19 protein-coding genes and 1 tRNA gene are annotated in these 19,239 nt (G+C 70.1%); 9 read left to right on the top strand and 11 right to left on the bottom strand.

Translation table 11 applies throughout. The features are described from left to right. Positions 1 to 71: 71 nt before the first annotated feature. A complete protein-coding gene (locus tag JOL79_RS19005; protein ID WP_210157188.1) occupies positions 72 to 383 on the top strand; it encodes a DUF3817 domain-containing protein in 312 nt (103 codons plus the stop codon). A 223-nt stretch (positions 384 to 606) separates the two neighbouring features. Here the strand turns inward: JOL79_RS19005 and JOL79_RS19000 are convergent, their stop codons facing one another. The 3 genes from JOL79_RS19000 to JOL79_RS18990 all read right to left on the bottom strand — a co-directional run bounded on the left by JOL79_RS19000 (position 607) and on the right by JOL79_RS18990 (position 2,575). Further along, entirely contained in the window at positions 607 to 801 is a 195-nt protein-coding gene (locus tag JOL79_RS19000; protein ID WP_210157187.1) for a tail-anchor membrane protein, read from the bottom strand. Between the two features lie 168 nt (positions 802 to 969). Further along, the gene (locus tag JOL79_RS18995) at positions 970 to 1,563 is read right to left on the bottom strand and encodes a hemerythrin domain-containing protein (protein ID WP_230985073.1); all 594 of its coding nucleotides are present in this window, start codon (positions 1,561 to 1,563) and stop codon (positions 970 to 972) included. A 145-nt stretch (positions 1,564 to 1,708) separates the two neighbouring features. Beyond that, positions 1,709 to 2,575 carry an arylamine N-acetyltransferase family protein gene (locus JOL79_RS18990; RefSeq protein WP_210157368.1) on the bottom strand — a complete coding sequence of 289 codons (867 nt, stop codon included), beginning with the start codon at positions 2,573 to 2,575 and terminating at the stop codon, positions 1,709 to 1,711. A gap of 108 nt (positions 2,576 to 2,683) precedes the next feature. On the opposite strand from JOL79_RS18990, the gene JOL79_RS18985 reads away from it, so the two are divergent. The 3 genes from JOL79_RS18985 (at position 2,684) to JOL79_RS18975 (ending at position 8,161) form a co-directional block, all read left to right on the top strand. Next, complete coding sequence (locus JOL79_RS18985; protein WP_210157186.1) at positions 2,684 to 3,373, top strand: response regulator; 690 nt, start codon at positions 2,684 to 2,686, stop codon at positions 3,371 to 3,373. Beyond that, positions 3,370 to 6,723 carry a DUF4153 domain-containing protein gene (locus JOL79_RS18980; RefSeq protein ID WP_307848608.1) on the top strand — a complete coding sequence of 1,118 codons (3,354 nt, stop codon included), beginning with the start codon at positions 3,370 to 3,372 and terminating at the stop codon, positions 6,721 to 6,723. The genes JOL79_RS18985 and JOL79_RS18980 overlap by 4 nt, the downstream gene beginning before the upstream one ends. A 229-nt stretch (positions 6,724 to 6,952) precedes the next feature. Further along, positions 6,953 to 8,161, top strand: a complete 1,209-nt coding sequence (locus tag JOL79_RS18975) for a hypothetical protein (RefSeq protein ID WP_210157185.1) — start codon at positions 6,953 to 6,955, stop codon at positions 8,159 to 8,161. Between the two features lie 109 nt (positions 8,162 to 8,270). Here the strand turns inward: JOL79_RS18975 and JOL79_RS18970 are convergent, their stop codons facing one another. After that, positions 8,271 to 8,870 carry a hypothetical protein gene (locus tag JOL79_RS18970; protein ID WP_210157184.1) on the bottom strand — a complete coding sequence of 200 codons (600 nt, stop codon included), beginning with the start codon at positions 8,868 to 8,870 and terminating at the stop codon, positions 8,271 to 8,273. Positions 8,871 to 9,291: 421 nt separating this feature from the next. Beyond that, positions 9,292 to 9,675 (bottom strand): response regulator transcription factor, encoded by a 384-nt coding sequence (locus JOL79_RS18965; RefSeq protein ID WP_307848607.1) that lies wholly within the window; start codon positions 9,673 to 9,675, stop codon positions 9,292 to 9,294. Between the two features lie 129 nt (positions 9,676 to 9,804). Between JOL79_RS18965 and JOL79_RS18960 the strand changes: the two genes are divergently transcribed. Then, positions 9,805 to 9,879, top strand: a tRNA-Arg gene (locus tag JOL79_RS18960). 143 nt (positions 9,880 to 10,022) lie between these two features. Here JOL79_RS18960 and JOL79_RS18955 read toward each other — a convergent pair. The 4 genes from JOL79_RS18955 to JOL79_RS18940 form a co-directional block, all read right to left on the bottom strand. Further along, the gene (locus tag JOL79_RS18955; protein WP_210157183.1) at positions 10,023 to 10,322 is read right to left on the bottom strand and encodes a hypothetical protein; all 300 of its coding nucleotides are present in this window, start codon (positions 10,320 to 10,322) and stop codon (positions 10,023 to 10,025) included. Between the two features lie 64 nt (positions 10,323 to 10,386). Beyond that, on the bottom strand, positions 10,387 to 11,013 hold the full coding sequence (locus tag JOL79_RS18950) for an HAD family hydrolase (protein WP_210157182.1): 627 nt from the start codon (positions 11,011 to 11,013) through the stop codon (positions 10,387 to 10,389). Positions 11,014 to 11,181: 168 nt separating this feature from the next. After that, the gene (locus tag JOL79_RS18945) at positions 11,182 to 14,073 is read right to left on the bottom strand and encodes a glycosyl hydrolase family 95 catalytic domain-containing protein (protein ID WP_210157181.1); all 2,892 of its coding nucleotides are present in this window, start codon (positions 14,071 to 14,073) and stop codon (positions 11,182 to 11,184) included. 268 nt (positions 14,074 to 14,341) lie between these two features. After that, positions 14,342 to 14,986 carry a TetR/AcrR family transcriptional regulator gene (locus JOL79_RS18940; RefSeq protein WP_210157180.1) on the bottom strand — a complete coding sequence of 215 codons (645 nt, stop codon included), beginning with the start codon at positions 14,984 to 14,986 and terminating at the stop codon, positions 14,342 to 14,344. A gap of 66 nt (positions 14,987 to 15,052) precedes the next feature. On the opposite strand from JOL79_RS18940, the gene JOL79_RS18935 reads away from it, so the two are divergent. Continuing rightward, a complete protein-coding gene (locus JOL79_RS18935) occupies positions 15,053 to 15,460 on the top strand; it encodes a VOC family protein (protein ID WP_210157179.1) in 408 nt (135 codons plus the stop codon). Further along, entirely contained in the window at positions 15,460 to 15,939 is a 480-nt protein-coding gene (locus JOL79_RS18930) for a quercetin 2,3-dioxygenase (RefSeq protein WP_210157178.1), read from the top strand. The genes JOL79_RS18935 and JOL79_RS18930 overlap by 1 nt, the downstream gene beginning before the upstream one ends. A gap of 75 nt (positions 15,940 to 16,014) precedes the next feature. Here the strand turns inward: JOL79_RS18930 and JOL79_RS18925 are convergent, their stop codons facing one another. Continuing rightward, positions 16,015 to 16,653, bottom strand: coding sequence for a winged helix-turn-helix transcriptional regulator (locus JOL79_RS18925; RefSeq protein WP_210157177.1), 639 nt, complete (start codon positions 16,651 to 16,653; stop codon positions 16,015 to 16,017). A gap of 70 nt (positions 16,654 to 16,723) precedes the next feature. Between JOL79_RS18925 and JOL79_RS18920 the strand changes: the two genes are divergently transcribed. Beyond that, positions 16,724 to 17,446 (top strand): hypothetical protein, encoded by a 723-nt coding sequence (locus JOL79_RS18920; RefSeq protein WP_210157176.1) that lies wholly within the window; start codon positions 16,724 to 16,726, stop codon positions 17,444 to 17,446. Between the two features lie 136 nt (positions 17,447 to 17,582). On the opposite strand, the gene JOL79_RS18915 is transcribed toward JOL79_RS18920, so the two are convergent. Then, positions 17,583 to 18,389 carry a hypothetical protein gene (locus JOL79_RS18915; protein ID WP_210157175.1) on the bottom strand — a complete coding sequence of 269 codons (807 nt, stop codon included), beginning with the start codon at positions 18,387 to 18,389 and terminating at the stop codon, positions 17,583 to 17,585. A 414-nt stretch (positions 18,390 to 18,803) separates the two neighbouring features. On the opposite strand from JOL79_RS18915, the gene JOL79_RS18910 reads away from it, so the two are divergent. Next, a partial coding sequence (locus JOL79_RS18910; RefSeq protein ID WP_307848606.1) for an AAA family ATPase occupies positions 18,804 to 19,239 on the top strand: 436 nt, incomplete at its 3' end.

Genomic DNA, 19,239 nt, shown 5'->3' with positions numbered 1-19,239 from the left:
TGCCGCCGCCGGACCCGGCCGGGCGCGGCGATATCGTGTGGTGACGTCTCCCAGCAGAGGTATTGATCGACGTGGCATCCGCGCTCAAGTTCTACCGTGTCATGGCCTACATCGTCGGCGTGATGCTGCTCGTGCTGTGTGCCGGCATGGTGGTCAAGTACGGCTTCGGCGACGACACCATGGTCGCCGTCGTGGGGCCCATCCACGGGTTCCTGTACATGATCTACCTGGTGGCGGCGCTCAACCTGGGCATGAAGGCCCGCTGGCGCCTGCCCTACCTGGTCCTCGTGCTCCTGGCGGGCACGATCCCGTTCCTGTCCTTCGTCCTGGAGCGGAACGTCACGGTCGAGATCCGGCAGCGGATCGCCACCGCCTCGGCCTGACCTCCTCACCTGCATATTCCGGCAGGCACTGATATCTCGGCGCTGATATCCCGGCGCTGATATCCCGGCGCTGATATCCCGGCGCTGCTACCCGGCCTGCGGGCACGCCGGGACGCGTGCCCGGCGGGCCGGGCACGCGTCCGGTTACGCGGTGCTACCTGCTGTGGTGCGGCGTGCTGCTGCGTGCTGCGGTGTGTACGGCGCTGTGTGCGGCGGGCCCGGGTCAGCCGCCGATCTGACGGCGGCGGATCCGGCGCAGCCGGGCCCGCTGCGACTCGTCGAGCATGAAGTACGCGACCACCGGCGCGCCGAGCACGCCCAGCACGACCAGCCAGGTCAGGATCGTCGGAATGGGGAGCACGATGGCGAGCACCGCCACGATCCCCGCGCCTACGTAGTACTTGCCGAGTGGCGACATCGTCGGGCCTTTCCAGTCGGAGCCCCCGGGGCGGGGAGCCGGTGACGCCTACCGCGTGGCAGCCCACGCGATACATCTCCTTCTACCTCGTCCAGGAGAACGTGCCCACCCGCGTCCGAGTTCCGCGTCCGCTGCGGCCGACCTCCGCCCGCTCCGCGCGCCGGTCGCTCAGCCCTGGCCCGACTCCGACTTGCCCATCGCCTTGCGGATCACGTCACGGGCCCGGTCCATGACGGCCATCGGCGGGCCGAGCAGCAAATTCTTGGCGGCCGACTCGGTGCCGGGGTGCGGATGAGTCGGCGCCATGGCCTCCGCGGCCTTGACCCCAACGGCCATGGCGCGCCGCTCGCCCTCGCTCGTCGCCGCCTTGAGCTCGGAGAACTCGTAACGCTCCTCGGCGGCGGCGTGGGCGAAGACGGCGGTCCTCAGCCGGTTGAGCTCCTGGGCGAACTCGGGCGTCGTGACGTCCATGTCGTCGAGGCGGCAGAGCATCTCCTTCGCCTCGCGCTCCTCCTCCAGGCGGCTGTCCACGATGTCCGCGCCGTCGACCAGCTTGCGCCGGGCGTACGGGTGGACGATCTCCTCCTCGGCCGTCTCATGGACGGCCAGCAGGCGCACGAGGCGGCTGAAGACGCGCTTGCGCTCTTCGCCCTGGTGCCGGTCCACCTCGTCGAACAACTCCCTGATGATCGTGTGCTGACGCAGCAGGAGATCGATGACGTCGTTTTCCTTCATCACTTCCGGTGTCGGCTGGCGGTCCATTTGTTCCCCCTTCTAGTCATATTTGTGGCTACCCGTAAGGACGGCGCGAAACCGTCTACCTGCGGTTTCGACGGCAAAGACGCAGCCGTGGAGCAGCCTCGGAACTGGAAGGGAGCCGCGGGGAGACCCGCCAGTCAGTCGTTCGTCAGACGCCGGCCCGATCCCCGAGCCAGCGCGTGTGCGCGGACCACAGGCGGTCCCAGAGGGCGTCCCGCTCCGCGCCGGAGACCTCGTCGAGCGTGATCCCGAAGACGTCCGCGAGCGCGGCGAAGTAGTCCTGCCGTCGTTCCAGGACGATCGGCGAGTCCACGGCGGGCACCGGCTCGGGGCCGAGCCGCTTCAGGACGAGCCCGGTCAGCGTGTCGACCCCGGCCGCGTCGCGCCGCTGCACGGTCGCCACCTTGACGAACGACGACTCGGGGGACGTCGACAGGTGGCGGTGCCGATCCAGGAAGTCCTCCATCACACAGCCCTCCGGCCGCATGTCCATGCCGACGAACGAGCCGCGGAGGTCGTGCTCGAACCGCCAGCCGCCGGGCTCGGCCTCGGAGGCGCGGAGGCGATAACGGAACGGGCCCTGCGCGTAGTCGCCCTCCACCAGCGGCAGCGGCTCGTGGATCGCGTCGCCGAGCCCGGTGTCGACCAGCCAGGCCCCGCCGGGGTTGCCGTCCGAGGGCAGCCCGGTCACGCTGAGGGCGAGGTGGTTGCCGGTGGCGCCGGGGGAGGCGCCATGTCCCTGCACGCCCGCGTAGTGGCGGGTGACCTGATATCCCAGCCTGCTCAGCAGGAGGGAGAACGCGCCGTTGAGGTGGAAGCAGTAGCCGCCGCGTCCCGTCACGATCCGCCGCCACGACTCGGCCGGGTCGACGGTCGTCGGCCGGCCCAGCCAGATCTCCAGATTCTCGTACGGCACCCGCTCGACGTGTGCCGCGTGCAGCCGGAAGAGCTCGGCGACGCTCGGCGCCGCCGCGTCGACGCCCAGGCGCCGCAGGTACCCCGTCACAGTGATCATCCCGTCCACGCCGCAACGGTAACCCAGCCGGCCGACATTGTCCGGTGCACCGTTTCTGCACACATCTGCACGGAAGGCCTGCACCTTGGGGTTCTACGCTGTCGTTCCATGGCTATCCCGCAGCAACGGCGCGTTCTCGTGGTGGAGGATGACGCGACGATCGCGAGAGCGGTGCAGCTCCGGCTGGTGGCGGAGGGCTTCGACGTCCGGGTGGCGGCCGACGGGGAGGAGGCGCTCGCCGCGTACGCGCGGGCGGAGCCCGACGTCGTGGTGCTCGACCGGCTGCTTCCCGGCCTGGACGGGCTTGAGGTCTGCCGCCGGATCCAGGCCGCCCGCCCGGTCCCCGTGCTCATGCTGACGGCGCTCGGCGAGGAGACCGACGTGCTGGTGGGGCTGGGAGTGGGGGCCGACGACTACATCACCAAGCCGTTCAGCATGCGGGAGCTCATCGCGCGCATCCACGCGCTGCTGCGCCGGGTCGAACGGGCGAGCCTGCTCGCGCACGAGGACAGCGTGATCCGGGTCGGCGACGTCGAGATCGACATCGCCGAGCGCCGCGTCTTCGTGCGGGGGGCGGAGGCCCAGCTCACCCGGACCGAGTTCGACCTGCTGCGGCGGCTCGCCGAACGGCCCGGCCAGGTGTTCGAGCGGGAGCAACTGCTCTCCGACATCTGGGGCTTCTCCGAGGCGGCGGCCACGAGGACCGTGGACAGCCACGTCCGGGCCCTGCGCCGCAAGCTGGGCTCCGAGGTGGTGCGGACCGTGCACGGCGTCGGCTACGCCCTCGTCCGGTCGTGACCGCCACACCGGCCCCGAAACCGGCCCAGAAGAAGGTCCAGAAGAAGGTCCAGAACAAGGTCCAGCAACCGGCCCCGCAGCGAGCCCAGCAGCGAGCCGAGCAACCGGCCCAGCAGCGAGGCCAGCAGCCGGGCCGGACGGCGGAGCAGCGGGCGGCGGAGCAGCGGGCGGCGCGAGAACCGGTCCGGCGCCCCCTCGACTTCCTCGGCCGGATCAAGGTGAAGCTCGGGCTGGTGATCGTGCTCGCCGTGGTGACGGCCTTCGCGGTGAACGAGGTCGGCCTGATCGAAAGATGGTCGAGGGACCTCAGGATCGGGATCGCCGTCGCGCTCGCCCTGATCATGGTGCAGGTGCTCGCCCTCGGCATGACGCGCCCGCTCAGGGAGATGGCCGCCGCCGCCCAGACGATCGCCAAGGGCCGGTACGGCCTGCGGGTGTCGGCCACCTCCCGGGACGAGGTGGGCGAGCTCGCCCGCGCGTTCAACGCGATGGCCGCCGACCTCGCCGAGGTCGACCGGCAGCGGCGCGAACTGGTGGCCAACGTGAGCCACGAACTGCGGACGCCGATCACCGCTCTGCAGGCCGTGCTGGAGAACGTCGTGGACGGCGTCTCGCCGCCCGACCTCGACACGCTGGGCACGGCCCTGGCCCAGACCCAGCGGCTCGGCCGTCTGGTGACCCAGCTGCTCGACCTGTCGCGGCTCGACTCGGGGGCCCGGCTGATCGAACCCGAGCCGGTCGACCTCGCGTCGATGTGCCGTCAGGCGGCCTCGGAGGCGTCCCTCGCCCGTGACGACGTGACCGTGCGGAGCTCGGCCCCGGCGATCGAGATCCTCGCCGATCACGCGCTGCTCGCCCAGGTGCTCGCCAACCTGCTCGACAACGCGGTACGGCACAGCCCGCCCGGCGGCACGGTCCGGCTCGACGCCCGCCCGGTCCACGCCGACCTGGAGATCAGCGTGACCGACGAAGGTCCCGGCATCCCGCCGGGCGAACGGGCCCGGATCTTCGAGCGCTTCTCCCGGCTGGACGCGGGCCGGGCCGCCGACGCCGGGGGAGCGGGGCTCGGCCTCGCCATCGCCAAGGAGATCGTCGAGCTGCACGGCGGCTCCCTCAGGGCGGCCGATCCCCTGGCACCAGCGAGCGGCGGGCGTCCGCAGGGCTGCCGCATGGTCGTCGAGCTCCCCGGGTCCGTCCTCACAGCGAGCCCGCGCACCCCGGTTCCGGCGGCGGTGACTCCAGGTGTCGCGGTCGCGGATGTCACGGCCGCGGGTGTCACTTTTACGGGTGTCGCGGTCGCGGGTGTCACGGTCTCTGACGGAGTCCTGCCCGGTGACGGCGGGGGTCCGGCCGCGCGAACGGGCGACGACGTGCCCGGCGCGCTCTCGTCCGGCATCCTCTCGTCCGGCGTCTCGTCGTCCGGTGTCTCCTCGTCCGGCGTCCTCTCGTCCGGTGTCTCCTCGTCCGGCGTCTCGTCGTCCGGCGTCTCGTCGTCCGGCGTCCCTTCGTCCGGTGACGCCGAGGCGTGGGGCGGCCCGTTCGGTGACCGCCGGTCGGCGGCGACGGCCATCCGGGCGGGCCTCGGCGCCGGCCTTGGCATGATCGTCGGGTTCGGCGCGGGCCTGTTCTGCTCGTTCTACCTCGGCTATCTGCTCGGCGGCTTCGCGGGGCTCGTCCTGATGCTGCTGCTCACCTCCGGCGGGGCGGTGGCGGGCGCGGTGGCCGGCTGGTCGCTTCCGCCCCGCGTGTTCCGCTCGTTCGGGTCATTCGGATCGTTCCGCACGCCCCGCCCGGCCGGCGGGGACGGCCTGAACGCTGTGGACGGCGAGGATCCTGTGGACGGCGGGCCCGCCCCGCCGGGTGGGCGGCCTACCGATCCGCTCGTCTACGTGCCGCCGCCGCTCTTCCCCCGGCCGGAGCTGCCGCCGGCCCCCGCGTGGCTGCTGCCGGCCGCCGCCGCCGTGGGCATCCTGGCCGCCGTCGCGCTGCCGTACGCTCCGGTGGGGCTGGGCGTGGCGGTGACCGCGGTGGCGATGGGGGCGGCCGTCCTGCCGGCCCTGCCGAGGGAGAGGTTCACGCCCTGGACCGTGTCGGCCGGCCTGCTGGCGTACGCCCTGGTGTCGGTCGCGCTGTTCAGGGACGCCGACTGGCTGGTGGCCCCGGCGCTGCTGCTGGGATTCTGCATCGCCGCGCTCGCCCTCTCGGGCGGCGGGCGGAGCTGGCCGGGCGTGATCAGAGGAGGGGTGGGCGTCGTCCTCGCGGTCTTCCCGCTGCCCTGGTTCCTCTCCGGGCCGTTCGGGCGGCTGGCCCGGCGCAGGAAACCGGTCCGCGCCCTGGTCAGCGCCGTGGTCACCGTGGTGCTGCTCGGCCTGTTCGGCCTCCTGTTCAGCGCGGCCGACGCCGTGTTCTCGTCCTTCGTCCACGGACTGATCCGGACGCCCGGCTGGATGACCACGCTGCCTACTCGGCTCGTGCTGTTCACGGGCTTCGCCGTCCTGGTCGCCGCGTCCGTCCTGGTCGCGCTCCGCCCGGTGGCCGAGCCGGAGGCGCCCGACCTGCGGATGCGCATGGGCAGAGCCCTGTGGGCGATCCCGCTGCTCGGCCTCAACGGGCTGTTCGCGGTGTTCGTCACCGTGCAGATCGCGGTGCTGTTCGGTGGAGATCGGCAGGTTCTGTCCACCGCCGGGCTCACCTACGCGCAGTACGCGAGGACGGGCTTCTTCGAGCTCGTCGCGGTCAGCGTCCTCGTGCTCGGCGTCGTGGCCGCCGCGGTGGCCCTGCTGCGGCTGCGGACCAGGGCCGAACGGCTGCTGCTGGCCGCGCTGCTCGGCCTGCTGTGCGCGTTCACGCTCGTCATCCTGGCCTCGGCGCTGCACCGCCTCGGGCTCTACACCGACGCGTACGGGCTGTCGCGGCTGCGGGCGGCGGTGGGGGCGGCCATCTGGTGGCTCGGCGCGGTGTTCGTACTGGTCCTGGCGGCGGGCGCGGTGCGGCTGTGGGGCCGGCGGACGGCCTGGCTGTTCCGGACCCTCGTGCTGGTCACCGGGACGGCCGTGCTCGTGTTCGCCTCGTGGAACCCGGACGCCCGGGTCGCCGAGACCCAGGTGTCGATCCGGGGGGTCGCCCTGCTCGACCGTGCCTATCTGACGTGGCTCAGCGCGGAGGCCGTGCCGATGCTCGACCGGCTGCCCGAGCCGACCCGGACCTGCATCCTCCGCGACGTCGTCACGCGAACGCGCCTCAACGTGCCCGACGGCTGGAGCGGCTGGAACCTGGCCCGGGCCCGCGCCCGCGCCCTGCTCGACCGGCGGCCCCTGGAGAGCGGGGCGATCTGCGCCGGCCCGTCATGATCTCTCCCCACCGCCCGTCCCGCCCTGGTGTGAGAAGGTGGCGGTGTTTTCGGTGGTCGGCGGCGACGGTGTCGTGGCTGATTTGATCACTGCGTGTTTCTGACGATTTCTGACGACGTGATTTTCGCAGGAGCGGTGCAATGGGTGGAAAGCGGGAGATCCGGACGTCTGAGGGGGCGTCGCACATCCTCGTCGAAATCGACTTCATGGCGGGCAAGGGCCGTTGACCATGGACAGCGCTCTGTACGTCTTCGTCGAGGACCTGCGCGGCGAGGGCGTGGACAAGGTCCTCGACCGGGTCTCGGCGTACGGCGTGAAAGGCGTGACCGTCACCGCCGCCTACCACCAGGCCAGGGACGTGACGCCGCACGGCGCCACCCGGCTGACGCTGCGCGGGGACGGGGTGCACTTCCCCCCTCCGGACGAGCTGTTCGCCGATCTCCGGCTGACGCCGCCCGTCCAGCCCTGGGCCGGGGAACGGCCACTCGACGAGATCCGCACGGCCTGTGCCGAACGCGGCCTGCGACTGCACGGCTGGACGGTGTTCATGCACAACCCCACCCTCGGCCTGGCCAATCTCGACCTGACCGTGCGCAACTGCTTCGGCGACCGCGGGTCACCGGCCGATCTGTGCCCCTCCCAGCCCGACGTGCGGTCGTACGCGGTGGCCCTCGCCCGCGCCGTAGCCCGGCAGGGGGTCGACTCGGTGGTGGCCGAATCGCTCCACTTCGCGCCGTTCGGGCTGGGTGGACGCCATGAGCGCTGCCTCGTCGCCCTCGGCCCGATGGACGCGTTCCTCTTCGGGCTGTGCTTCTGCGACGCCTGCATGCGCCGCGCGGCCGACCTCGGCGTCAACCCGGAGGCGGCCCGGCAGGAGTGCGCGAGGATCGTCTCCGGCGTGCTGGACGGCGACCCGCCGGCCCAGGGCGAGGTGACCCGAGCGGCCCTGACCGCGTACGCCGGGCCCGAGGTGGTGGCCTACGCGAGGGCCCGGTCGGAGAGCGTCACCTCGCTCGTGGGTGAGGTCTCCTCCGTGGTGGCCGCCGAGGGCTCCACGCTCACCTTCATGGATCCCACGGGGGCCTACAAGGGCCATGCCGACGGCCGTCCCTCCGCGGGCCTGGCCGCGCACGACGCCTGGCAGTCGGGCGTGGACCTGATCGCGCTCGGCGACCTCGTGCCGTCGTTCGCCGTGCTCGCCTACGCCAGGGATCCGGCGAGGGTGGCCGAGGACGCCGCCGCGTACCGCCGGTCCATCGGCAAGAACCGGGAGTTACGCGTCGTCCTGCGGCCCGGCGTGCCGGACACCGACTCCGGCGAGCGGCTCGCCGCCAAGGCCCGCGCGGCGCGTACGGGCGGGGCGCAGGCCGTCGACTTCACCGCCTACGGCCTGGTCCCCTTCGACGTACTCGACCGGATCCCCGGCGCGCTCGGCTGACGTTTCACGCCTGCGACGTCACGCCGGTCGCGTCTCACCCGGCCGGGTCTCGTTCGCCCGCTTCTCGTTCGGCCGGCTCTCGTTCGGGCGGCTCTCGTTCGGGCGGCTCTCACTCGGTCGGTTCGATGGTCTCCGGAGGTGACTCCGGGCCGCTGGGGGCCATCGACCCCTCCGGCCCAGACTCCGGCGGAGGAGCCGGCTGGCCGGGCGGCGGTGGCGTCGGCTGCGTGGGCGGCGACGGCTGCGCCGGGGCGGTGCCGCCTCCGGTCGCACCCGGCCACTGTGGCCGGCTCACGTCGACGAGGAGCATCGCCCTCGGCGGGTTGCCCTGCGGGGTTCCGACGACCCAGACCGTGTCGCCCGACTTGACGCCGTTGAGACCGCCGGGTCCGGCGAACACGCGGGTGTTCTCGTCGACGGCGTAGGTCCGGCTGCCGCCGTCGCCCGTCACCGTGATCGAATTCTGCTGGACGGCCGAGACGGTCCCGGTCTGGCTGGTGAAGGTCTGGTAACTCCCCGGGCCGCCGTTCGGTCCCGGCGACGGCTGCAGGTGCTGCGCCGTGGCGTGCTGGGGCTGCCCAGAGGTGGCCGCGGTGGTCACCCCGGCCCCCGTGGCGACCGCCAGTGCCGCGGCGACGCCCAGCATCAGCCGCCGCGGAGATGGGCGCAGGTCGCCCGGAAGGTGCGGACGCAGTCGTGGATCGGTCATCGGATGCTCCCTCCGCTCGTCACCGGTGCCGCCGCTTCCGGCGGCAGGAGGGCTCACGGGCGCCGCGCCAGTTTGGCCGGAGGCGCGGCGCGCATCGTCGCCGACGGTGCACGGCACCTGTCGCGAAGCATGCGGAGCCGCTCGGCGGCGCGGCGTCAGCCGCTCCACGCCGGGACGAGGACGTGCTCGCTCAGCGAGATGAGAAAAGGCGATGCGGGCGGGCGGACGGCCCGCTCGTCCGGTGGCCGCCAGGGACACTGCTGGCCGGCCGACCAGGTCGATCCACGGTGGTCAGCCGCCGCGCGACGCCGGTCGGCCTGCTCCGGGACCCTTCTGCGCCCTACCCCGGCGGACATCATGTTCCACCGCCGGGCCGGTAGATCGTCGTTCAGCTTCGCTCGCGTCGCGACGCGCCGGAGCGTCAGGCGCCGGCCTTCGCGAGATCGTGCACTATCTCGATCAGTTCGGCGGGGTCGAAGGGCTTCGTGAGGTAGGCGTCCACTCCGATGTCGAAGCCCCGCCGCCGATCTTCGTCCTGGGCCCGTGCCGTAATCAGAACGATCTTGATGTGGCGGGTCTCCGGGTCGTGGCGCAGCCGGGCCGCCGTCTCCCAGCCGTCCAGCCGCGGCATCATCACGTCGAGAGTGACCAGCACCGGGTCGACCTCACGGATCCGGTCGAGGCAGTCCTGCCCGTCGGACGCGGTGTGCGCCTCGAACCCCTCAAGGGTCAGATTGACCGTGATGAGCTGCCGGATGACCTCGTCGTCGTCGACCACCAGCACACGACCCAAACGCTCGCTCACGGCGGCAAAGCTAGCCGGTGCCGGGCCTCGGGCGCGCGGTTTTGCCCATCCGGGCCGAGGAGAGATCCATCACGATCAATTGATGTGACGAGAGCCCCCCAGGTGCTGGTAGCCTTTATCTGCGGTTGAGCCCCCTTAGCTCAGGGGATAGAGCACCGGCCTCCGGAGCCGGGAGCGCAAGTTCGAATCTTGCAGGGGGCACCAACAGATCCGCGCTACGGGCATCCACCCTCATATCGGGGCAAAGGGTGCCCGTTTTCGCGTCCGCGGGATCGTTTGCCGGGCTGCCATCAGAGGTCGAGGCCATAGGCGGGCAGGCATGCTCGCGGTCACCTGAGCTGGTGACGTCACCGAGCACGGATGCTTGGGGCCTGTCTGACGGTGACGGGTTGCCTACTACCCTCTCGCTCAGGGCTGACGATGTCACTGACCGTGTCGCTGTCCAGCGTGACCCTGATCAGGGCGGTGTTCGCGCGGGCGTCGTAGCGGACCTCCAGGTGGAAGACCTCGAACAGCTCGCGCTGGAGTTCCTCAGGAGCGTCCGCGAGGTCGGCGGTCAGGAGGGGGAGTCGGTCGAGCGACTCTTCCGCGTGGTCCTGCCGCGGTGGTTGCGCCTCCAGGATGGCGAGCTGCTCACGTTTGGCCATGCGCTCGCCTTTGAGCCGCCTAAGGAGAGCTCACCACGTACCAGGAGGACGACCTGTGAGCATGTCAGTCCATCGCGGGCCGACTCGGCGATACAGCCAGCGCGCGCTGCAAATCCGCCATCTCGCGATAGAGCACCCCCGTCATGCCGAGAGCGACCGCTGCTTCCACGTTCTCCGCCCGGTCGTCGACGAACAGGCACCGTTGCGGGCTGGCCCCCGCCCGTTCGGCCGCGATCTGGTAGATCCGCGGATCCGGCTTGGCCAGCCCGACGCGCGCGCTGCTGACAACGTCATCGAAGAAGTGGGCCAGCCCGAGCCCGACCAGGTCCTCCTCCAACTGGAGCGTCGCGTTCGATACCAGAACCACGGGGACATGCGTCTGAGCCTGGCGCAGCTCGTCAAGGACGCTCTGATCGGCCCAGAACGGCGCCCCGGCGAACGCTTCTGCCAGCTTTCGGGCCTGCTCGGACGGAACCTGCGTGGCGAGTTCGGCAATCACCGAGTCCGCCCACTGCTCCACGGTGGCCTTCCCCAGCAGCGCGGGACCGTCTATGTGTGGCGCGAAGGCGACCCTCGCCGTCACGCCCGGCTCAACACCGAAGGTGCCTTCCAGCTCGGCCACCTCGGCTTGGTCATAGAAGCGGATCACACCGTCGAAGTCGCACAGCACAGCATCGAAGGGCAGATACACGCGTCCTCCCGGTCAGACCCGCAGCCGCTGACGCCACGGGTGATCGCCGTGTTCGACCGCGAGAGCCTCATCCAACCAGCGACGCCGTACGCCGTCGAGCGCGGGCAGGACTTCGGCGAAGTCAACCTCGTCCTTGGGCCGCCGGCCCGCGCCAACGCGATGTCGCCGTCACACGGTGATGACCTGCCATTCCTGGTTGGTGCCGCCGTTCTCGCGCCATTGGATGATCCGGGCGCCGTCGGCGGTGGAGCCGCCTTCGACGTCCGCGCATAGTCCATTGCCGACGTTGACGAGCCGGTAGTAGCCGCTCGTGGCCGCGGGAACGAGTTTCCACCGCTGGTTCGTGCCGTTGGTGTCGGTCATCTGGACGAGGGCGGTGCCCTGGTTGGCGTTCGGGCTGGTGAGGGCCTTGCTGCTGCCAAGGCCGGTCAGCCGGAACGAGCCGTCGGAGTTCTGCGTCATTCGCCACTGCTGGTTGGTCCCGCCGGTCCAGGGCCACTGGACGATGGCGGCGCCGTCGGCGGTGGAGCCGCCGTAGACGTCCAGCACCTTGCCGCTGTTGCGGTTGACCAGCCGGACGACGCCGGTGGACGGGCCGCCGGCGCCCAGTTCGATGGCGATCTGGGTCGTCGTACCCGCGGTCAGTGACACCTGCCGGGCATGGCTGCCCAATGGTGAGGTGGCGACGCCTGCGCTGGTGGTCATGGAGGTGATCCCGCGCCGGCAGATCAGCGTCACGGTCTGGGTGATGTCGGAGACGACGGTGGCGGTGACGGTCCGGGCGCCGATGTCCCAGGTGAGCGACTCGATCCGGATGCGGTTGCGGCCGCGCACGCCGGTGATCGTGCCCTTGGCGAACTGGTCGGGCAGCGCGGGCAGCAACTCAAGGATGCCGGGCCTGGTGTAGACCAACGCCTCAGCGAGGATCGCGGGCAGCGAGTTGGCGGCGTCGGCGTTGTAGATCGACAGGTTCGGGTTGTGCGAGGTCATCAGCGACCGGAAGACCATGTTGTTGCCCAGGATCTTCCGCAGGTTGCCGTAGACACCGGCGCCGTCCTTGAGCCGGGCCCGGGCGAGGCTGCGGTGGATGGCCCCGTGGGCCTCCCCTCCCTCGTCCCCCCGCAGATCCAGGGCGCGGCTCGCGTAGCGGATCAGGTCGGGCTTGTCCTCGGGGTTGATCTCGTGCAGCGGCCAGACCGGGTACATGTGCTGTACGTGACGGTGGTTGTACCGGTCGGTCAGGCTGGGCCACGACCATTCCGCGAGCGCCCCGTCGCCGTTGATCCGATAGTCGGGCATCTTGGCCAGCAAGGCGGTCCAGCGCTGCACGCCCTGGCCTGCGCCCTGCTCGGTGCCGAGGAAGTTGGCGGCCTCGATGGCGGCCTGCAGCGCGTGCTTGCCTGCGGCGATCTCGCCGGTCGCGTTGATCGACAGTTGCCTGCCGGTGTTGCCGGGGCTGTTCTCCATGGAGAAGCACGGTACGAAGACGACCTTGCCGTTGGCGTCGGTGCGGGTGAGGAAGTCCTCATAGAACAGCGCGAGCTCGATCAGGACCGGGGCGAGCTTGGTGCGGTAGAAGGTGGCGTCGCCGGTGACCTGGTAGTACTCAAGCAGCGGATAGAGCAGCCAGTCGGCGCCGCCGATCCAGGTGTGGCCGGGGAACCCGCCGTCGAAGTGCAGCATCTTGCCGTACTCGCCGTCCGTCCGGGAGGGAGCGAGCAGGCCGCGGGTGCCGTAGAGGTTTCTGGCGTTGGTGCGCCAGTCGTCGATCTGGCCGAGGATCAGGTTGAAGTAACCGTCCATGGCTTCGGTGAGGGACAGGATGTTGCCGGCGGCGACCTGGAAGTTGACGTTGGCGTCGGTGGTGAAGTCGCCGGCCCACGCCGCGTCCCAGGCGCCCGTCCACAGACCGGTGAGCCGCGGCGGCAGGACGCCGCTTGAACTGAGGAACAGGTAACGGCCGGAGTCGTACATCCGCTCCAGCAAGGCGGGGTCGATGACGTTGCGGTTGGAATTCTGCCGGCCGATCAGCTCGCTGGTCGACAGTTGCCGATCGGCGGCGCTGACGTTCAGGTCGAGGCGTGAACGGTCGTACAGCGGGGTGTGCAGGGCGGTATGCCGCGCGAGCAGCGCCGCGTAGTCGGCGCTCAGCGCGGCCAGCGCCGTGTGCAGGGGTTTCCCGTCCCAGGCGGTGGACGACTCGTAGCGGTCGAGCTTGGTCAGCAGCACGAGCTTGGTCGCCCCGGCCACGACGATGGTCGACCCGCTCGCCCGTACCGAGCCGCCGGTCGCGACCACCCGGGTGACGCCCTCGTAGCCGAACGCCCCCTGCCCGGCGGGGTATGTGCCCCGTAGGTTCAGGTAGCCGTCACCGTTGCCGACCGTGGCCAGGGTGGTGAAGCCGACGGACCCCGGCACGCCGCTCAGGGCCGTGTTGACGCTCAGCGTGGTGTCGATCGTCCGCCCCGGCGCGGGAGTGAGTTCGTGAACGATGACCCTGTCGGCTCGGGAGGCGAAAGCCCGGCGCGTCCACCCGCCATAACTGTCGGTCCAGGTCGAGGTGACCTCCCCGGTCCGGAAATCGGTGATCCGGCCGTAGTTGTTGACGGTCGTCATCCCCGGGGTGCTGATCTGCAGCTCATAGCCCGGATGGAAGGTCTGGGTCCAGCGCAGCGACCAGCCCGAAGTGAAGTCGCCGGTGGCACCGTTGAAGTCACCGGCAAGCGCCTTGTCCCTGACCCCCGCCAGCCGGCCCGACAGCACCGGCGGAGCCAGGTTGCGGGTGCCGTTCGGCAGCACGAACCGATGATGCGTGAAGACGACCTTCTCCAGGGCGGGCGCCCCGTAGAGCATGGCCCCGTACTCGCCGTTGCCGGTCAGGAAGGCATCGGTCCAACTCGTGGCGGCGGCCGTGTCGTAGATGCCGCGCTGCGGCAGCGTCAGCTGCGGTGGCACGGCGGCGGCCGCTCGGTCAGAGAAGATCGCTGAAGGAAGCGCGGCAGCGCCGACGGTCGCCGCCGTGGTGGCGATGAAGCGTCGACGGTTCAGCGGCATGTTCATCGAAGCTCCTGTGGCGGGTTGAACCGATTCGATTTGTCGGGGAAACATCCCATGAATGGGGCTCGTTCGGTGCAACGTAAGACGTCATTTGTCTTGCGTCAAGGAACGATCACGAACGCCGCGTAGTCTGGTCCCGGTCTCCAGGACGGCCGACGATGCTCTCGGGGGGTCGGTGAAACTTTCATCAGCAGGAAGGTCGGCGCGGCGACCGTAGGCGCGCCCCTGGCTGCCGGGGGAGTCATCCTATCTTTGGGCGGTCGTTCGGCCCTCAGTGCAAGATCGCGGCGGCGAGGGTCTCGTTGATCCAGCGCTCCCACGCATCGGGCGTCCACCCGCGTACGCCGGTGAGTAAGAGGTAGACCTCGAAGCTGACCACGGTGAAGATGACGTCGGCAGCCTCCTCGGTCGACAGGTCCGGGCGCAGGGCCCGCTTGTCGGCGAGTTGCCGCGCGAGAGTGTGGTGGGCGAGGAAACGCTGGTTCTGATTGGTCTCCCACTGCGCGGCCATCTCGGCGTCGGCGCCGGCGGCGTCGCGGACGACCTTCATGATCGGTGCCACGCGGCCGAAGATGACGCGACTGTTGGACAGCCAGATCGCCAGCGCCCGTCGGCCGTCTGGTTCGTCGCGTACCTGCTGCACCCAGGGCCGCTCCAGCATCGGTATCGGCTCGTCGTCGCCGGCCGACAGCACATCGACGATCTCTTTGAGAACCGTGGCCTTGTTGCCGAAGTGGAAGTACACCGTCTGCACCGCGACCCCGGCCGCCGCGGCGATCTGATCCAGGGTGGTCGACGCGTACCCCTGCCGCAGGAACAGCTCCCGCGCGGCGTCGGTGATCCGCCTCCGGGTGGCGCGGGCCTGAGCGGCTCGGCGGGTGCCCTGTCCGGTCGCGCTCTTGACAGGATCGCTCATTCGCTAGAGCCTACTACAGAGAAACTCACTAGAGACAACTCTAGTGAGACCCCCCCGGAGGTGCCCATGGCGGCGACACTCAACGGCTTCCATCACGTCAAACTCCCCGTAACCGACGTCGAACGCAGCCGAGACTGGTACGAGCGCGTATTGGGCCTGCGCGTCTTCATCGAGTTCGTCGAAGACGGCACGCTCATGGGCGTCGCCCTCCGCGACGCGGACGACGTCGTCGATGTGGCCCTGCGTCAAGACCCGGTACGGGCCGCCGCGATGGCCGGATTCGACCCGATGGCCTTGTGCGTGCCCACCCTGCGTGACCTGAAGGACTGGCAGCAGCGACTGGACGACCTGGCCGAGCCGCACGGCGGCATCGTCACAGGACACGTGGGCCAGGTGCTGGTCGGCCTGCACGATCCCGACGGCATCGAGATCCGCTTCTACCACCCAGCCCAGGACGACCCCGAGGACGCCTGATGAGCTTCGACCCCACCGGCTATTTACTCACCCCTGCCGACGGTTCTCACCTGTGGTTCCTGGACACCCGCATGACCGTGAAGGCCGGCGCGGACCAGACCGGCGGCGCCTTCACCCTCATCGAGTGGTCGGCCCCCGCCGGCTTCGGGCCGCCTCAGCACATCCACGACCGCGAGGACGAGGCGTTCTACATCCTCGAGGGCAGAATCACCATCGACTGCGGCGATCACCACTGGACCGCCGGACCCGGCGACTTCGCCTTCCTGCCCCGCCGCATACCGCACTCCTTCATCGTCGCCGACGGGCCCGTGCGCGGCCTGCAAATCACCACGCCGTCGGGATTCGAGCAGTTCATCGCCGAACTCGGCCGCCCCGCCGAACACCCCGGCCTGCCCGCCCCCACCCCGCCCGACGTCCCCCGCCTGATCGAGGCCGGCCAGCGCTACGGCCACCAGATCCTCGGCCCGCCTCCCATGTGACCAGCCGCGACGCGCCCCTGAGCGCGCCGCGGCCTTGACCGTGTCCGGTTCGGCACTCGCCGGGGCAGGGCGGCCTCAGATGCCGAAACGCCGGAAGAACCGCTGGGCCGCCTCGATATCTCCGGTCGCGGTCACGTCACCGGAATCGGCCGCCTCGACAACCGTGCGGTCGGTGAAGATCAGGCTCAACAGCGTGGGCACGCTGCCGCGCACCGTCGCCTGGACGGCGCCTTGCCCGCCGCGAACGACAGTCACCGCGGACGGCGTCACGACGATGTCGAAGGTGTCGACGGCGACCGCCAGGCGGATGGCCAGTTCGGAAACGTCCCCTGCCTGGGGGCGATGGAGGGCCTTCAGCAACAGCATGAACGCGTCGGTGCTCATCGTCGCGCCGTCCGGCTCCGGCTGGTGCGCGCCCCAGCGCGCCAGGGCGATCAGCACCGGCTCGAGGTCGCGGCCCCGGTCGGTCAGCTCGTAGACGTGGGCACTGACCGGCGGCCCCAGCTCCACGCGCCGGACCACGCCATCGCTCTCCAACTCGCGCAGACGCTGGCTGAGGACGTTCTGGCTGGCGTTGGGGAGGGCTCTGCGAAGGTCGCGGAAACGCTTCGGCCCGAAGATCAGCTCCCGCACGACGTGCAGGGCCCATCGTTCCCCGATGACATCGAGCGCCAGCGCGGTCCCGCAGGAGTCCTCATAGCTTCGCTGTGACACAGAACAACTTTACATGTCAGGACCAGCTGATACTGTGCGAGGACCAACTGGTCCTGATTTAGGAGTGGTAATGAACGACCTGGTCTCTCGCGTCCTCGAGGCACACGGTGGCCTGGAGCGCTGGAAGAATCTCTCGACCCTCACCGCGCGCATCGCGTACGGCGGCCCCTTCTGGGAGTTCAAGGGGCATGCCGATTTCGTCGGCGACGACCTCGTCGAGGCCGACCTGCAGAAGGAACGCCTCGTCCAGCACCAGCAGTCGACCGGCCGCACGGTGGTCTTCGACCGCGAGCAGGACCGGGTCACCGTCACCGGGGCCGACGGCGACGTGCTGGCCGACCTGCACCGGCCGCGCTCCGCCTTCACCGGCTACACGCCCGAGACTCCGTGGAACCTCGGCCAGATCGCCTACTTCCGCGGCTACGCGACCTGGCACTACCTTGTCGAGCCGTACATCTTCACCTGGGCCGGCGTCGAGGCGCACGAGATCGAGCCCTGGACGGAGAACGGCGAGAAGTGGCGGGTCCTGAGCGTCACGTACCCGCCATCGATCCACACGCACAACGCCACCCAGCTGTACTACTACGACGACTCGGGGCTGCTGCGGCGGCTCGACTACCAGCCTGACGTGAACGGCCAGACCCCGGTCGCCCACTACATCCGGGCCCACGAGGTCGTCGACGGCATCCCTGTCGCCACCAAGCGGCACATACACACCCGTAACGAGGACGGCACGCCGGATCTCTCCTGGGTCCCGATCACGGTCGACCTGTCCGACATCACGATCAAGTAGTCGCCGGAGGCCCTCCGGGATCGAGGGTGGTGCCCGGCTGCTTCGCCGGCCGGGCCGCCCACCCCCGTCGGGCGGCTCGGCCGGTCGTACCGGCGGCGACGTGGATCAGGGCGGGAAGATGATCGCGCGCGGTGCGTCACCATCCGCCTTCGAAGAAGGCCAGGAGCGCCGGCGCCGGGTCCGCCGCGGTGGTCGTGTTCGCCACGGCGATGACCACCACGACCAGCGACAACAACGCCGAGAGAACACCGAACGACGCCAACACGCGCCTCGTCCGCCTGTCGGAGGACCGCGTTCTCGCGAACCTCTTCCACCACACCGCGCTCAAGCCGATGAGGACGACCGCCACGATCGCCGCGACCACGGCCATCGCCACGTGATATCGGGAGAAGTCGCTGATCATCACATCGAGGGCGGGCAGGGTTCGGTCACCCGCACTCATGGGGTGAGCCAGTCGCTGCCTGACTTGATCGAGCGTATCGGCGAGCTTTCCGTCGGATGCGGCGACCGGCAGCATCGGCAACAGCGAGGCGAAGGGCGCTACCGCCCCCTGGACGTTGGCCATCACCACCACCAACGAGAACACCGCGAGCACCGTGACGAGAACGCCGGCCGACGCGAGGGCGGCTCTCCTTCCCGGCCTGAGACCGCTGTCTCTCAGGAACGCCGTCCAGAAGAGAACGCCGAGCACGACGAGCACGATCAACAAGATCGCAGCGATCGCGCCCTTCGCGACGTGGTAACGGAACCAGTAATCGACAACCCTCTCCAAGCCCGGGGAGAAATCCCGGTTGCCGGAACTCCAATAGTCGACGAACGCCTCACGGAGGGCTTCGATGAGGTCGCGTTGACCGGCGTAGCCGCCGCTCGGCCTGATCGCCGCCAGCGTGCGCGGGGCGACGACGAAGGCGGCGACGAGGAACACGGCGAGGGCGACGAGCACGGACCCGCGAGCCGTGCCGGGCTCGCGCGCGGGCGCCGGGTGTGATGGTGCTGCCATGCGGACCACTGTTCCGCAGCGGAGCGGCCGGGTCATCGGGGTGTGCCGCACACTTCGGGGTGGGGCTGGCCCTACCCCGAAGTGTGCGGCGGGTCCCGGCCGGCGGCCGAGGTGGCGGACCAGTTCACCGGGGAGGTCGGGCGTGGCAGGATAGGCGATCACGAGGATCTTGTGGTGAGACGCCCTCTACTGGAAGCTCCGCGCCTATTTCTGGGGGTAGCTGTTCGTCCGCGTGTCCGCCCGAACGTGGTCGCTTCTGGCGAGGAATGCCCTACTGCCCGAGTCCGGTCACGCTGAGAAACATCAATGTGTCCTGGGTGTGTTCAGAGTCGTCCTATCGCAAATGAGGCCGGGATCGTGGACCAAGGTAAGCGGGGCGCCGGGCACGATGACAACATCGGGTTGCTCGGGCGGGTGGCGGAGTGCGCTCTTCTCGATCAGATGATCGCGGCTGTCCGCATGGGAGAGAGCCGCGTGCTCGTCGTGCACGGCGCGCCGGGGGTCGGGAAGTCGGCGCTGCTGGAGTATGTGGAGAGCTCGGCGACCGGCATGCGGGTGCTGCGCGCGGCCGGTGTCGAGTCCGAGATGGAACTGGCCTTCGCCACCTTGCACCAGTTATGCATGCCGCTGCTGGATCGGTTGAAGGGGCTTCCCCTGCCGCAGCGTGAGGCGCTGGAGACGGTGTTCGGGATGCGAGGGGGAACGCCGCCTCAACGGTTCCTGGTCGGGCTGGCGGTGCTGAGTTTGCTGTCGGACGCTTCGGAAGGGAGTCCGCTGCTCTGTGTGATCGATG

This window comes from Microbispora oryzae, from assembly GCF_017896165.1.
Classification (GTDB): domain Bacteria; phylum Actinomycetota; class Actinomycetes; order Streptosporangiales; family Streptosporangiaceae; genus Microbispora; species Microbispora oryzae.
Note: the sequence above shows the minus strand (reverse complement) of the source record. Positions and strands in the feature narration are given on the sequence as shown.